The organism is Maribacter sp. 1_2014MBL_MicDiv (assembly GCF_001865655.1).
GTDB lineage: Bacteria > Bacteroidota > Bacteroidia > Flavobacteriales > Flavobacteriaceae > Maribacter > Maribacter dokdonensis.
The window spans coordinates 1544298-1559220 of record NZ_CP011318.1 but is presented as its reverse complement, the minus strand read 5'-3'; the positions used below and the strand labels follow the sequence as shown (position 1 = coordinate 1559220).

The window sequence follows — 14923 nt, the reverse complement described above, 5'->3', positions numbered from 1 at the left end:
TCGATCAAGATATTTTAAAGTAAGCATTATGGAGTTATTATTGGAAGATATTAAAGCAAAGGGATTAAATAACGGTTATAGTTATGCCGAGTATAGGGCATTGGTTTCTGACCTTGCTGAAAAAGGAGCGTCTACCGGCCCTGAGCAAACTGAAGCACTTTCACAATATACCCAATTGAATAACAGCCGCATGCGTAGGTGGGATAAAACCTTGAAGTTTACCGATGAGGTTGTTGACAAGATAAAGTCTGTGGATCAAAAAGTTTCATGGGTAGTATTATCAGAGAGCTGGTGTGGCGATGCTTCTCCTGCGCTGCCAGTTATGCATAAATTCACTGAAATCAATCCTAATATATCATTATCTATAATCTTAAGAGATGAGAACTTAAATATTATGGATCAATTTTTGACCAATGGAGGTAGGTCTATACCAAAATTAATTGCCGTTGATGTTAAAGAAAACACGGTTGCGGCTACATGGGGTCCAAGATCTAAAAAGGCAACTAAGTTAGTGGAAGATTATAAGTCGGAGTACGGTAAACTAACGCCTGAATTTAAACAGGATCTTCAAATTTTTTACAATAAGGATAAGGGGCAAAGTATAATTCAAGATCTGCTGGAATTACTTCCCTTGAAATAAATAGGTAATGGTGCCTTTTTGGGAATCTTTTTCAGAACTGTTGAATCTTGCTTTCAAAGCATAATTAATGGCGTTTTCAACAAGACATCCGTTAGATGTTCCAGAACTTTTTGCATTGTAATCTGCTTCGGTTACATAGCCTAGTGCATTTACTTCTATATTGATAACAACTTTTCCTCCTTCAATACAAGTGTATATTGGTGGGGGTAATTTGTAGTTGTTTCTATTAACCAAAGAATAGGATACAGACGTTCGTCTGGCGGCAAGGTTATTGGTAAATTCTTTTTTTTGCGCTTCCTTTTCTCCTAAAAGCTGCTTTTTTTCTTCTCTCTTTTTGGCCAAGGCCTTTACCCTTTCAGAATAACCAGAATCGGAAATCATACTTTCAGTAGGGTCACCGTCACTCATTTCACTACGTTCTTCCATCAGCTCTTCTAAAGTCTGTAATGGTTCTGGGTTACCGTAGCTAGGTTTTGCGGTTTCGTTAAAAGCTAAATGACTTTTTATTGGATCGGCCTTCATTTCTTCATCAACCGGATCTTCTTCTTTGAGAATTTCTTCCAATACCTCTGGGTCCATGATCATTTCAACCACATAGTCTTCGTGAGATTCCTCTTGACCACCGAACTGAATACCAAACAAAACCAGCACTACAATAGACAGGCTAAAGGTAGTGGCAAGTAATGATAATTGTTTTCTGTTCAGATTCATGAATATATAACCTTAATAATACCAAAATATTTTAGAAGATCGATAAATGGCATTTCAAAATCTGCTATTTATTTTCTTCTGGTGCCAATAATAAATCGGCGAAGTCCAAAGGGTCTTGGGCTTTATCTACGTTAAAATCACCTATTTTGGTTCTTCTAAGGGTCGTTAAATGTGCTCCGGAGTTTAATGCTTTTCCAAAATCGTGCGCCATAGACCTTATATATGTTCCTTTGCTGCATGCAATTCTAAAATGCACGTTCAAGTTGTCTATGTCGGTAATTTCAAATGCACTTACATGTACCTTTCTTTTTGGAATATCTACAGTTTTACCTTCTCTTGCCAGTTCGTACAAACGTTTACCATCTTTTTTTAATGCGGAAAAAACAGGCGGGGCTTGTTCTATTTCACCAATAAATTCATGGGTGGCAGCTTTTATAAGCTCTGGCGTTATATGATCGGTCAAAAAAGTCTCATTGATTTCGGTTTCCAAGTCATAAGAAGGTGTTGTACTGCCTAAAGTAATTATACCTGTGTATTCTTTTTCCTGACCTTGGAATTCGGTAATTTTTTTGGTGAACTTACCTGTGCAAATCACCAAAAGACCTGTTGCTAAAGGGTCTAACGTACCTGCGTGACCTATTTTAAATTTCTTTAAGCTGAACTTTTTTCTAATCGCCCATTTCAATTTATTGACCGCTTGAAAAGAGGACCATTCCAGTGGTTTATCGATCAATAATACTTGACCGTTTAAATAGTCATCTTTGGTCAAATCTTTCATGAATTTGGGTGTTTTTGATGTTTTACGGATTAGTAAATCCGTAAATAACGGCGATCAATCCTACAATAAGACAATAGATGGCAAAATAGGATAGCTTACTTTTACGTACCAATTGGATCATCCAAGTACAAGCGGCAAGTCCGGCAACAAAGGCGGCAATGAATCCGGCACCCATAGCAACGTTGTTTTCCCCGTCAAAAGTTAAGTCTCCGCTCATAAGGTCTTTCGCGATCTTACCAAAAATCAATGGAACAACCATTAAGAAAGAGAATCTTGCGGCTTTAGATTTGTCTACGCCTAAAAGAACAGAGGTAGAAATAGTAGCACCACTTCGTGAAATACCGGGTAGCATAGCTATGGCTTGAGAAATGCCAACTATAAATGCATTTCCAAAACTTACTTTTTTATCGGTGTCTTTGGCTTTATCGGCAAAATACAAGAGTACAGCGGTAATGATCAACATAAAGCCTACGAACCTTATATTGCCGCCAAAAAAAGCTTCTAATTGCTCTTCAAAAAACAGGCCTACAAATACTGCAGGTAACATAGAGACAATTATTTTAGCAGAGAATTGGCTTTCTTCGTTCCATTTAAATTGAAACAAACCACTTATAATTTCCCAAATATCTTTTCTAAAGACTACAATGGTACTTAGTGCGGTAGCAAAATGAAGTACAACGGTGAACAATAAACTTTCTTCCTGTACAGAGTTATCACCTAAAATAGCTTTACCCAATTCTAAATGACCACTTGATGAAACAGGTAAAAACTCGGTCAATCCTTGTATGATACCGAGTATAATAGCATCTAAAGTATCCAATTAATTTTTCTATTTGTGTGGGTTTAACAAAATGGCATAAATTTCTATACCTAAGCCAATAAGCACTAAAGTAGGGGCAAGTCTTATTCTTCTAAAATTATAAATTTCAGGGTTAAAAACGTTGGGGTCATCGCTGCCGCCACCGCTCATTAAAATAAATCCTACTGCAATACAGGCAAGTCCAATGAACATGAACATGTAATTCTTCTTTTGAAAAATAAATTCCTGTTTAGGTTGCTGTTCAATTTTGTTCTTTTTACTCATGCCGCAAATTTAATAATATAATTCGTCCGTTCTAAGATTTAAGAAGCGTTGGGTGGCGAAATAGGTGCTAATGAACGAAATAAGTATACCCAGTAGAAAAACGCCTATAAATAAGGTGACTAAAATATAAGGTTCTTCTAGTAACCCTAAGTCTTCAAAATTAGTATTTACATAGTATACGACACCGCCAATGGCCAACAATGCAATAGTAGCACCGATCATACCTAATTTAATATTTTGCCATATAAATGGTCTACGGATAAACGTTTTGGTAGCACCTACCATTTGCATGGTCTTTATGATGAATCTTTTTGAGTAAATAGAAAGGCGTATGGAGCTGTTGATCAGCAATACGGCAATAAAGGTGAAAATGGCGCTAGCTACTAAAATCCAGAAACCTATCTGTTCTACACTTTTTGCTACCATGCTAACCAGCACCCTATCATAACTGACCTCGTCAACAAAACTTTTTTCAGAAAGTGTTGCGGCAATCTCTTCTACTTTTTCTGCGGTAACAAAATCAGCCTTTAGCTTTACGTCTATGGAGTTTTTTAGCGGGTTGTAGCCTAAGTAGTCTACAAAATCTTCTCCAATTTCTTCACTGTGTTGTTTTGCGGCTTCTTCTTTAGAAACATAGGTAGAAGACTTGGTGTATTCTGACATTGCCAAGGTTTTTTGAAGTTGTTCCACTTCAATTTCCTTGGTATTTTCTTTTAGAAATACAGAAATGGTAATCTGCTCTTTAGAGCGATCTGCCATTTTTTTGGTGTTTAAAACCAGTAGTCCTAAAATTCCCAATAGGAATAAGACCAATGCAATACTTAACACCACGGAAAAGTACGAGGAGATAAGTTTGCGTCTTTGATAATTTTCGAAAGAATTAGCCATAGTGCTTAAAAGTGCAGTAAAAATAGCAAAGTAAAGTGAAATGGTACTTAAAAAAATAAGCCTTAACGTTTTAAACTAAAGTGCCCCTTAAATTGAGCCGTGTCTGCTTCAATTAGATACCAATAGTCATCTTCTGGCATATCTTCTCCATTAAAGGTGCCATCCCAAGAGGTGGCGTTTGTGTTCCCAAATTTTATAAGCTTGCCATAACGATCAAAAATAGAAATGGTGATGTTGCTAAAAACCTCTAATCCGTCAGGTTCAAAAAAATCGTTGAACATATCTCCATTTGGGGTAAAGAATTTTTGAATCACCAGATGATAAAAATCTTGGGTTACTACGCCGCAATCTGTATTGTCCCGCACGTAAATAGTATAAAATCCACCTTCAACAGCATCAAAAGTGGGGTTTGGTTGAAATGAAATTCCGTCTAGGGAATATTCAAAATTTCCATCGTTAATAGTAGTTATGCGTATAGATGCTCCATCGGATATAATGTTGTCTATTCTGGGTAGATCTATTTGCTCAACATTAAAATTTCGTATAGTTGAGCAACCATTTGCATTGGTAATGACCACATTGTATTCCCCCGGTGTGGTAACATCAATTTGTTGTGTGGTTTCACCCGTGTTCCATTGATAGGCGACATTTTCAACCTCGGCATTTAAAGTGGTAAAAGAATCTTCACATAAAAATGTGCTCATGTCATCTGGTACTATTGGTAAGGGGTTTACGGTGAGCGTTATTGCTGTTCTTGTAATAGATGCACATACTATTTCAGTTGAGTTTGCTTCGGCATAATACGTGCCGGCGACACCAATTTCTAGATTTTGGCTATTGGATAAAATTAAATTTCCACCGGTAGGGGCGTCATACCAATTAACGGTGTAGTTATTTTGAGTGGCTACTGTTAAAATTCCCAATTCTCCTTCACAGACCATAATGTCCCCGTTACTTGTTGGAGCTGCTGGTATAGGTAAAACGGTAATATCAAAAACATCGGACACCACATTGCAAAGATCGTTATTGACATTGACTACATCTTCGGCAATTTTTGTCCTGAAATAGGTAGTTGTGGTTACTAATGGGGTATCTAAAATGGCACTATTCTCACCAGGAATATCTGTCCAGTTTTGTTGGTCCGTACTTTGCTGCCATTGATAGGCGTGTGTGCTAAAAACAAAAGAATCTGGTGTTGCCGTAAGTGTTCTTGAGACTCCGCCTTGGGTTTCACATACCACTAAACTTACTTCATTAGATGGTGTTGAGACCGTAACGTTGTCTCCGCATGATCTAAATAAAATGTCATCAATGGCTAAATCATTGCCACAACCGCCATTACTATTGTTTCTCATCTTTAAAATGACAGATGTTTGGCCAGGTTCGGTTTTAAATACCAAGGCATATTGGTTCCACTCGGTGGTGCCGGTATTGAAAATATTTCCTGTATCACCTTGAGCTAGAAGATTAGTGTCCGTTTCGTCCCAAATTTGAAAACGAACGTTAACGGGTATACTGTTGCCTTCGCAGCTATTTGCAGGTTGAAGGTTAATGAGCCAAGAAGAAAATTCATAGGTAGTATTCTCACATAATCCCGTAACCTCACGTTGATAGAACTCCCCGGCAGTAAAACTGGCATTGACGATAAATGCTTTTCCATTGGTGTCTCCAGGGGTATGATCTTGTAGGGAAAGCCAATCAAAGTAATTGGTTGTGCTAGAAATAGTATAATCCCCATCATTAGGGGTAAAGGCGGTAAAATTATATGTGGTTGTGCCAGCGGGCAAAGCTGGGCCGTTATTTGTCCCGGCACCAAAATCTTCTGTAAAAATAGGGTCGCCAGAATTGCCACCGCAAAATCCTAATTGGGCTTTCATTTCTATGGAAACCAAACAGAATATGAAAAGTAAAAAGACTAATTTTTTGGGACACATTAATTTCACGATTGTAAGATACCAAATTTAGTCAATTGGCAATAGTTCTATAGTTTGTAGAAGTAAAGCTGTTAATTAGCAATATCTTTTTAACTCTCAACGATTCAACCTATTTTTGCGACTTATTGAAAAGAAGTAACTATCATGCAATACAATTTCAACGAAATTGAGGCCAAATGGCAAAAATACTGGGCAGAAAACCAAACATTTAAAGCAGAGAATAATTCTGAAAAGGAAAAGTTTTATGTGTTGGATATGTTTCCTTATCCTTCAGGTGCGGGACTTCATGTTGGTCATCCGTTAGGGTATATTGCAAGTGATATTTATGCACGTTACAAAAGACATAAAGGTTTTAATGTATTGCATCCGCAAGGGTATGATTCTTTTGGGTTGCCTGCAGAGCAATATGCCATACAAACAGGTCAGCATCCTGCAATAACCACTGCAGCAAATATTAAAACATATAGAAGGCAATTAGATCAATTAGGTTTCTCTTTTGATTGGAGTAGGGAAGTAAGAACTTCTAGTCCCGAGTATTACAAATGGACACAGTGGATATTCATACAAATATTCAATTCTTGGTATAATACCGATACGGACAAGGCGGAAGATATAGAAACTTTGATTTCGGTATTTGAGGCAGAAGGTAATGCCAATGTAAATGCGGTTTGCGATGATGATATTGCTATTTTTTCTGCGGAGGACTGGACCAATTTTTCTGTTGTAGAAAAACAAGAAATTCTTTTAAAATATAGATTAACGTACTTAGCGGATACCGAGGTAAACTGGTGCCCGGCATTGGGTACAGTTTTGGCAAATGACGAAATAGTGAACGGAGTGTCAGAACGTGGAGGTCACCCTGTGGTTCGTAAAAAGATGACCCAGTGGAGCATGCGTATATCTGCCTATGCACAACGTTTGTTAGATGGGTTGGATAAGATAGATTGGCCTCAACCCTTGAAAGATTCGCAAACGAATTGGATAGGTCGTTCACAAGGTGCATCAGCTATTTTTAATGTGAAAGACCATGATGAAAAAATAGAAGTGTTTACTACTCGCCCCGATACTATTTTCGGTGTCTCTTTTATGACTTTGGCGCCAGAGCACGAATTGGTTGGTAAAATAACTACGGCAGAGCAAAAAGCTGAGGTAGAGGCATATATTGAGGCAACGGCAAAACGTAGCGAGCGTGATCGTATGGCAGATGTAAAAACCATTTCCGGTGCATTTACAGGTGCCTATGCAGAGCACCCATTTACAAAAGAGCCTATTCCTATTTGGATCGGTGATTATGTATTAGCGGGTTATGGAACAGGCGCGGTAATGTCCGTGCCATGTGGTGATCAGCGCGATTATGATTTTGCAAAGCATTTTAATATTGATATTCCTAATGTATTCGAAGGTGTAGATATTTCTGAGGAAGCTTTTGCCGATAAGGAAAAAACGGTTATTGCAAATTCTGATTTCTTGAACGGATTACCGTATAAGAAAGCCATGAAATTGGCAATCTATGAGTTAGAGAAAATAGGACATGGTGAAGGAAAAATAAATTATCGTTTGCGCGATGCTGTTTTTAGTCGTCAAAGATATTGGGGAGAACCTTTCCCTGTATATTATGTTGATGGTATGCCGCAGATGATTGCAAAAGAACATTTGCCAATTGAGTTACCAGAAGTGGAAAAGTATTTGCCAACCGAAACCGGCGAACCACCATTAGGTAACGCTGAGGTGTGGGCTTGGGATACCGTTGCTAATAAAGTTGTCAATAATAGCGAGATAAATAATACCACTGTATTTCCACTAGAACTGAATACTATGCCAGGTTGGGCAGGTAGTTCGCAGTATTTTAATAGGTATATGGATCCGCATAATAGCGAAGAAATATTCTCAGAGAAAGCCATTAATTACTGGCAAGATGTAGATTTATATATAGGTGGAAGCGAGCACGCAACAGGGCATTTGTTATATAGCCGTTTCTGGCAAAAATTCATGTTCGATAAAGGTTTGGTGCCTAAAGATGAGTTTGCTAAAAAGCTGATCAATCAAGGAATGATTACGGGAACTAGTGCTTTTGCTTATAGGGTGGATATAACTCCTGGATTTGATTCAAATAATGACCGACTTCTTTCTGATGAAGAAATTATTAACACAAAAATTTTTATATCTAAAAATCTGTATGCTAATATTTTAGCAGATAATGATGTTTTGGCAGATTTTGAAATTGATCTTAAATCAACATTAATTGGAATCTTTGGTTCAAATCTTGTTAAAGTAGATGTTGATAGAAATAGAATTTTACCTATACATGTTGATGTTTCACTTGTGAACAATTCCGATGAACTTGATTTAGAGGGATTTAAGAATTGGTTAAATGAATATAAAAACTCGATTTTCTTTTCAAATTCAGGTAGAGTGATATCTGAAAATAACAACGAGAAATTCACTGTAGGTCGCGAAGTCGAAAAAATGTCCAAATCCAAATACAACGTTGTCAACCCAGATGCTATTTGTGAAGAATATGGGGCAGACAGTTTGCGTTTGTATGAAATGTTCTTAGGTCCGTTAGAGCAATCTAAACCTTGGAACACGGCAGGTATCACCGGAGCACATGGTTTCTTAAAGAAACTGTGGAAATTGTACACGCCATTTTTAGATGAAACCGCGATCGCTGAGCGTAGCCGAAGTGAAGAAGAACCTTCTAAAGAATCTTGGAAAACATTACACAAGACCATTAAAAAAGTAGAAGAGGATATTGAAAACTTCAGTTTCAATACATCGGTATCTACTTTCATGATTTGTGTAAATGAACTTTCAGCTCAAAAATGTGTAAGCAGAAAAGTTTTGGAGCCATTGGCAATATTGGTATCCCCTTATGCGCCACATATTGCGGAAGAATTGTGGAGTAAATTGGGTCATTCAGATTCTATTGCTACGGCATCATTTCCAAAATTTGAAGAAAAGTATATCAAAGAAAGTGATAAAGAATATCCGATATCCTTTAACGGTAAAATGAAATTTACCATGCAGTTGTCTTTAGATTTAAATAAAGACGAAATAGAGGCGGCGGTTATGTCACATGAAAAAACCCAACAACAATTGGCAGGGCGTACTCCTAAAAAGGTGATTGTAGTACCTGGTAAAATTGTAAATATTGTTGGTTAACTCTTAAATAGTATAATTAGGAAAGAGGCAATGGGAATTGCCTCTTTTTTTTGCGTTAAATATTCATCAAGGTAATAGCTAATTTTTGATGTTTAATTGAATAATTCATCATAAAATGAAATATACCCCCTAAAAAATAGGGGTGTGGTGGTTGTAAAATGATAATTATGACATGAGACCCCTGTGTTTTATCGAATTATTGTTTGATATATGACTAATTAGTATCAATTTTGCAGTGTAATATAAAATGATAAATCATGATTGTTGGTATTCCAAAAGAAATTAAGAACAATGAAAGCAGGGTAGGTATGACGCCGGCCGGTGTTTTCGAATTGGTAAAGAACAACCACAAAGTATATGTACAATCAGAGGCTGGTGAAGGCAGTGGTTTTTTCAATCAAGATTATCAACAAGCTGGTGCAATTATTCTTGATACGATCGGGCAGGTATATGCCATGAGCGAAATGATCGTAAAGGTCAAAGAGCCTATAGAAGAAGAGTACGATCTAATTCAAGCAGGGCAAATACTATTTACATATTTTCATTTTGCATCTAGTGAGGCATTGACAAAGGCAATGATCAAACAAAAAGCTATTTGTATAGCGTATGAAACCGTTGAAGATGAAGAGGGTACATTGCCACTTTTAACGCCCATGTCAGAGGTTGCAGGTAGAATGGCCATACAACAAGGTGCAAAATATTTGGAGAAACCTGTAAAAGGACGTGGAGTACTTTTGGGAGGTGTTCCAGGTGTTGCTCCAGGTAAGGTTTTGGTGTTGGGTGCAGGTGTAGTGGGTATACAAGCTGCAAAAATGGCAGCGGGCCTAGGTGCGCATGTTACTATTTTGGATATTAACATGAAGCGTTTACGTTATGTAAATGATGTAATGCCGCCACATGTGGTAACAGAATTTTCAAACGAGTTTAATATTAGAAAATTAATTAAAACGCACGACTTAATTATAGGAGGTGTTTTATTGAAAGGTGCTAAAGCTCCTAATTTGATTACTAGAGACATGTTGAAAGAAATGAGACCCGGAACCGTAATCGTTGATGTTGCCGTAGATCAAGGCGGATGCGTTGAAACTACCAGGCCTACCACGCATGAAGATCCTATTTATATCATTGATGATGTGGTACATTATTCTGTAGCTAATATGCCAGGTGCGGTACCTTATACGTCTACCATGGCATTGACCAATGTAACTTTGCCTTACGCATTAAAGTTGGCTAATTTAGGTTGGGAAGCAGCCTGTGAAAAAGATGCATCTTTACATAAAGGATTAAATATTGTAGAAGGCAAAGTGGTATATCAAGAGATAATGGAAGCTTTTGGTTGGGAAGAGATTGTAGCCTAATCTGTACAAATTGTCAGTAAAATATGCCTCGTCATATCCGAAAGGAATTTGGCGGGGTTTTTGCTTTTATACATGTAGATTCATATTTAAGTATGAATCTTTAGTATATTTAATCGATTTAAAATTAGAAAAGTTATGATGGGATATTATATATTGATTGGGGCTATAGCTTTGGTCAGCTGGTTAGTTAGTAATAAATTAAAGAGTAAGTTCAAGCATTATTCTAAGGTGCATTTGCAAAATGGAATGAGTGGTGCCGAGATTGCTGAAAAGATGTTGGCGGATCATGGCATACGCGATGTAAAAGTGGTATCTACTGCTGGTATGCTTACAGATCACTACAACCCAAAAAATAAAACGGTCAACTTAAGCGAAGGTGTGTATAATCAAAGAAATGCTGCTGCAGCTGCGGTAGCCGCTCACGAAGTAGGGCATGCCGTACAGCATGCACAAGCCTATGAGTGGTTGGGTATGCGATCTAAATTGGTACCTATTGTTAGTGTAACCTCTGGGATGTCTATGTGGGTTGTATTTGGTGGTTTGGCATTGGGTGCTGCTGCCGGTGTTGGTTTTGGTTATTGGGTAGCTGTTGCCGGTCTAATAATGATGGGTATGGCAACACTGTTCAGTTTTGTAACCTTGCCTGTTGAATATGATGCAAGTAATAGGGCATTGGCATGGCTTAAGAATAAGAACGTTGTTACCCCACAAGAGTATGAAGGCTCAGAGGATGCTCTAAAATGGGCGGCACGTACATATTTAGTTGCTGCTATTGGGTCATTGGCAACTTTGGTCTACTGGGGACTTCAAGTATTTGGAGGAAGAGACTAAACGTAAAGTATAAGTATAAAAAAAGGGAGCTTACTTTTGTAAGCTCCCTTTTTTTAAGTTAGATAAGTTATTTATTTAATACGCTCATCAATTAATTTGAGGGCAATTCCTTCTCTACCGATTACTTCAAATAGGTCTAGAATATCTCTCATAGATTTCTCTTCTTCTAATTGTTCTTTTACAAACCACTGTAAGAAATTCTCAACAGCAAAATCTTCGGTCTTTTTCGCCAAAGAAATGATTTTGTTGATCGAATTGGTTACGGCAATTTCTTGCTCTAATGCAGTTTCAAAAATTTCCTCTAATGAAGAGAAGTCATGATTTATATTCGATATTTCCGGTGAAATTGCATTGCCACCACAATCGTTGATGAATTTGAAAATTTTCATCATGTGTTCACGTTCTTCATTTGCTTGTCGGTAGAAAAATTCTGCACTACCGTTATATGAATGCTGATCACACCATGATGCCATTGCTAAATAAGATGAAGAAGCCTTGCCTTCCATCTGTATTTGGTCATTAAGGGCATCTAAAGATGTTACCTTAATACTCATGTTTAATCTCGCTATATCTTTCATTTCTCTTAAAATTTAGTATAAAAGTAACGACTATAATATGAATTATAATATTTGGGTCTTAATTTGAATTTGATTTAAGACCAATTATAAATAAGAAAACTGGGTAAACTTTAAGATGTGGTTACTATGTGGTCTATATCAAGCGATATAAAACTATAGTCTACCAACGTTTTTAAGTCTAAAAGCTCAATGGTATTTAATATGAATAAGTGCTCTTTGTTGCAAAGCATTAATACTTCAAAACCATGTTTGTTAAGGTCAGAATCAAAATGATTTTCTATTGAAATATTTTGCACTTTGTTGCGTAGGGCAAGCAACTGGCAAAAAGATAATTTAATGGTCTTTTGGTTCATGTCAAGGTAATGACATTTCTCTTTATCGGATTGATAAAGCGTATAAAATTTAGATTGAAAAACCACTTTCATAGGGCAAATCTAAAGCTTATTTAGATTAAATCAAAATATTAAATAGTGATTTGTCTATCGATCTGTTGTGCCAATGAAATAAAGGTTTCTGTTCTTGAAACTCCCTCTATTGCTTGAATTTCTTTGTTTAACACTTGCATTAAATGTTCGTTGTCACGACAAAGTACTTTGATAAGAATAGACCAGTTTCCAGTAGTATAATGGCACTCTAGCACTTCGGGTATTTTTTCAAGTTGTTTTACTGCCATTGGGTTGCTCATAGCTTTATCTAAATAGATGCCAATATAAGCCATGGTAGTATAACCCAATGATTTGGGATTGACAATAAATTTAGAGCCGGATAAAAGTCCAGATGCTTCTAGTTTTCTTAGTCGCTGATGTATTGCCGCCCCAGATATGCCAATACTTCTAGCAATTTCTAGTACTGGTTTACGAGCGTCTTCCATTAGAAATCGTAAGATCTTTTTGTCAATTCCGTCAATTTTAGCCAAAGAAGTAGGTGTTTTCATATATCGTTAAATCAATAACCCCAATCCATAGATTGGAGGTGAGCTTATGAATATGTTTATTATTTCAAGGAAAGCCTTAAAGAAATTGCATCCTCAATAAGGAATCAAAACATAAATGTACTTATTTGGTTTCAGAATGACAGTTAAAATAGATTATGTAATTACAGAATTGGGGTTGTACCCTAAATAAGGTACCTCATATTCCTTAAAATTTACACCATAAGTTTCCAGTTCCTTTAATATAGGTTCGTATACCTCTTTAGAAATAGGTATTTGAACTCCCGGTGTTGTTATTTCGCCATTAAGTATTTTTAATGCTGCCATGGCTACGGGTAAACCAACAGTTTTTGCCATGGCGGTAAAGGTTTGATTCTCACCTGTTACCACCAATTTAGAATCAATTTGTTTTTTTTCTCCATCTAATTCATAACCAAATTTATGGTACATAACAATCATATCTTTTTCTTCGGCCTTAAGTGTCCAGCTATCTTCAAGAATTTTTTGAAGTGCTTGAGCTGGGGTGGCGTTTGGTATACCTAGTACTTTAGTTTGATCAAATATGTTGAGTTCAAGTAATTTATCCCATCGAATATCATCTTGGTCAAGTTTTAAGTAATGTCTTAGTTTAAGTTCTACAGAATCTGTAGGAGAATAGGGAAGAAATAGGTTAATGAATTCCCTGTAACTCATGTTTTCTGAGTTCTCAATGGAGTAAGTGTCATCTGTAACCCCTAATTGTATAAACATGTTCCATGCTTTGGAAAAGCCTACACGGCGCATGGTACCTCTATATATGGTTAGGGCGTCTTGTAATTGGTAAGCTTCTCTATAGTTCAGTGAATCACGGTTGGCGTAACCTTCAAATCTTCCGTAACCTTCAATTTCAAAAAATTCTGTTCTTCTAAAAAGTCTGTGGTAGGGTATGTATTTATAGGTGCCTTCCTGTATGAACTTAGCGGTGCCACCTTGTCCTGCGAGCACTACATTTCTTGGGTTCCAAGTAAATTTATAGTTCCATAGGTTGTTATCATGTTCAGGGGCAACAAGTCCGCCACAAAAAGATTCAAACAGTATAATTTTGCCTCCTTTTTCACGAATACGGTCTATAACTTGCATGGCACTCATATGGTCAACCCCTGGATCTAAACCTATTTCGTTCATAAAAACCAATCCGTTTTCCTTTACCTTATCATTTAAGGCCAATAATTGAGGGCTAACGTAAGATGCTGTGACCAAATGCTTCTTCAGTTGAACACAATCTTCTGCAACCTTAATGTGAAAATGGGCAGGTAGCATAGAAATAACCAAGTCAGAAGCTGCAATAGAATCCTTTCGCTCCGTTTCATTAAAAATATCTAAACCAATAACGGTACAATGGCTATGATTAGCAATAGATGTTGGTATGGCAGCGGGATTTATATCGCCAATAGTAATATGTAGATTTTCTGTGGTTGCTTTGCCTAATAGGTAATCTAATAAATAGGAGGTAGATTTACCTGCGCCTATAACAAGAATTTTTCGCATCATACGATTTCAGTATTTTTGATTGGTAAGGAATTACTAAGGTATCAAATTGTTACATTTATAAAAAAAGTTATAGTTAAAGTTATGAAAAAAACAATTTTAACAACTGCATGCGTATTTGGAATGCTGGCGGTGGTGTTTGGAGCTTTTGGTGCACATGGGTTGAAGAAATTGGTAGATACCCAAGCAGTGACGACGTTTGAAACCGGGGTAAGGTATCAAATGTATCATGCTTTTTTCTTATTTGCGCTTGGTCTGTTGCCAAAAGAATTTCTAAAGTCAGAAAAAACAATTTATATATGCACGGTTATAGGAGTGCTATTGTTTTCATTCTCCATATACCTGTTGTCTTTGAATTCGCTATTCAGTATTGACCTCAAGGTAATTGGACCACTAACACCGATCGGAGGACTTTTTTTGATAGCGGCATGGTTGATCTTGGGTTATAATATATTAAGGTCTAAAATTGTGAAATAGCCGGCTAAATAGCTCTAGTTAGTT

At 36.9% G+C, this 14923-nt stretch carries 15 protein-coding genes; 5 read left to right on the top strand and 10 right to left on the bottom strand.

All coding sequences use genetic code 11. The annotated features are described in order from the left end of the window. Positions 1–28 precede the first annotated feature (28 nt). Positions 29–640: a thioredoxin family protein gene (locus tag YQ22_RS06395; RefSeq protein ID WP_071340517.1), complete on the top strand. Its 612-nt coding sequence runs from the start codon at positions 29–31 to the stop codon at positions 638–640. Here YQ22_RS06395 and YQ22_RS06390 read toward each other — a convergent pair. The 6 genes from YQ22_RS06390 to YQ22_RS06365 form a co-directional block, all read right to left on the bottom strand. Next, positions 623–1351, bottom strand: a complete 729-nt coding sequence (locus YQ22_RS06390; RefSeq protein ID WP_071340516.1) for a hypothetical protein — start codon at positions 1349–1351, stop codon at positions 623–625. The two genes, YQ22_RS06395 and YQ22_RS06390, sit on opposite strands and share 18 nt — an antisense overlap. A 64-nt stretch (positions 1352–1415) precedes the next feature. Beyond that, positions 1416–2129 (bottom strand): tRNA pseudouridine(55) synthase TruB, encoded by a 714-nt coding sequence (gene truB / locus YQ22_RS06385; RefSeq protein ID WP_071340515.1) that lies wholly within the window; start codon positions 2127–2129, stop codon positions 1416–1418. 22 nt (positions 2130–2151) lie between these two features. Next, positions 2152–2949: an undecaprenyl-diphosphate phosphatase gene (locus YQ22_RS06380; protein ID WP_058104916.1), complete on the bottom strand. Its 798-nt coding sequence runs from the start codon at positions 2947–2949 to the stop codon at positions 2152–2154. A 9-nt stretch (positions 2950–2958) separates the two neighbouring features. Continuing rightward, positions 2959–3213: a DUF3098 domain-containing protein gene (locus YQ22_RS06375; protein WP_071340514.1), complete on the bottom strand. Its 255-nt coding sequence runs from the start codon at positions 3211–3213 to the stop codon at positions 2959–2961. Positions 3214–3222: 9 nt separating this feature from the next. Continuing rightward, positions 3223–4101 (bottom strand): cell division protein FtsX, encoded by an 879-nt coding sequence (locus YQ22_RS06370; protein ID WP_071340513.1) that lies wholly within the window; start codon positions 4099–4101, stop codon positions 3223–3225. A gap of 62 nt (positions 4102–4163) precedes the next feature. After that, complete coding sequence (locus tag YQ22_RS06365; RefSeq protein ID WP_198033520.1) at positions 4164–5978, bottom strand: T9SS type B sorting domain-containing protein; 1815 nt, start codon at positions 5976–5978, stop codon at positions 4164–4166. 201 nt (positions 5979–6179) lie between these two features. On the opposite strand from YQ22_RS06365, the gene YQ22_RS06360 reads away from it, so the two are divergent. From YQ22_RS06360 to YQ22_RS06350, 3 genes are all read left to right on the top strand, one after another. Continuing rightward, positions 6180–9197: a leucine--tRNA ligase gene (locus YQ22_RS06360; protein ID WP_071340511.1), complete on the top strand. Its 3018-nt coding sequence runs from the start codon at positions 6180–6182 to the stop codon at positions 9195–9197. A 257-nt stretch (positions 9198–9454) separates the two neighbouring features. Next, entirely contained in the window at positions 9455–10555 is a 1101-nt protein-coding gene (ald, locus tag YQ22_RS06355; protein ID WP_071340510.1) for an alanine dehydrogenase, read from the top strand. Between the two features lie 135 nt (positions 10556–10690). Next, positions 10691–11386: a zinc metallopeptidase gene (locus YQ22_RS06350; protein WP_071340509.1), complete on the top strand. Its 696-nt coding sequence runs from the start codon at positions 10691–10693 to the stop codon at positions 11384–11386. A 71-nt stretch (positions 11387–11457) separates the two neighbouring features. Here YQ22_RS06350 and YQ22_RS06345 read toward each other — a convergent pair whose 3' ends face one another. The 4 genes from YQ22_RS06345 to YQ22_RS06330 all read right to left on the bottom strand — a co-directional run bounded on the left by YQ22_RS06345 (position 11458) and on the right by YQ22_RS06330 (position 14425). Continuing rightward, positions 11458–11964, bottom strand: coding sequence for a ferritin (locus YQ22_RS06345; protein WP_071340508.1), 507 nt, complete (start codon positions 11962–11964; stop codon positions 11458–11460). Between the two features lie 110 nt (positions 11965–12074). Then, positions 12075–12389 carry a hypothetical protein gene (locus YQ22_RS06340; protein WP_071340507.1) on the bottom strand — a complete coding sequence of 105 codons (315 nt, stop codon included), beginning with the start codon at positions 12387–12389 and terminating at the stop codon, positions 12075–12077. 38 nt (positions 12390–12427) lie between these two features. Further along, the gene (locus tag YQ22_RS06335) at positions 12428–12898 is read right to left on the bottom strand and encodes an Lrp/AsnC ligand binding domain-containing protein (RefSeq protein WP_071340506.1); all 471 of its coding nucleotides are present in this window, start codon (positions 12896–12898) and stop codon (positions 12428–12430) included. Positions 12899–13051: 153 nt separating this feature from the next. Continuing rightward, positions 13052–14425 carry a saccharopine dehydrogenase family protein gene (locus tag YQ22_RS06330; RefSeq protein ID WP_071340505.1) on the bottom strand — a complete coding sequence of 458 codons (1374 nt, stop codon included), beginning with the start codon at positions 14423–14425 and terminating at the stop codon, positions 13052–13054. Between the two features lie 81 nt (positions 14426–14506). Here YQ22_RS06330 and YQ22_RS06325 point away from each other — a divergent pair, with 81 nt between their 5' ends. Beyond that, complete coding sequence (locus tag YQ22_RS06325) at positions 14507–14899, top strand: DUF423 domain-containing protein (RefSeq protein WP_071342521.1); 393 nt, start codon at positions 14507–14509, stop codon at positions 14897–14899. Positions 14900–14923 lie beyond the last annotated feature (24 nt).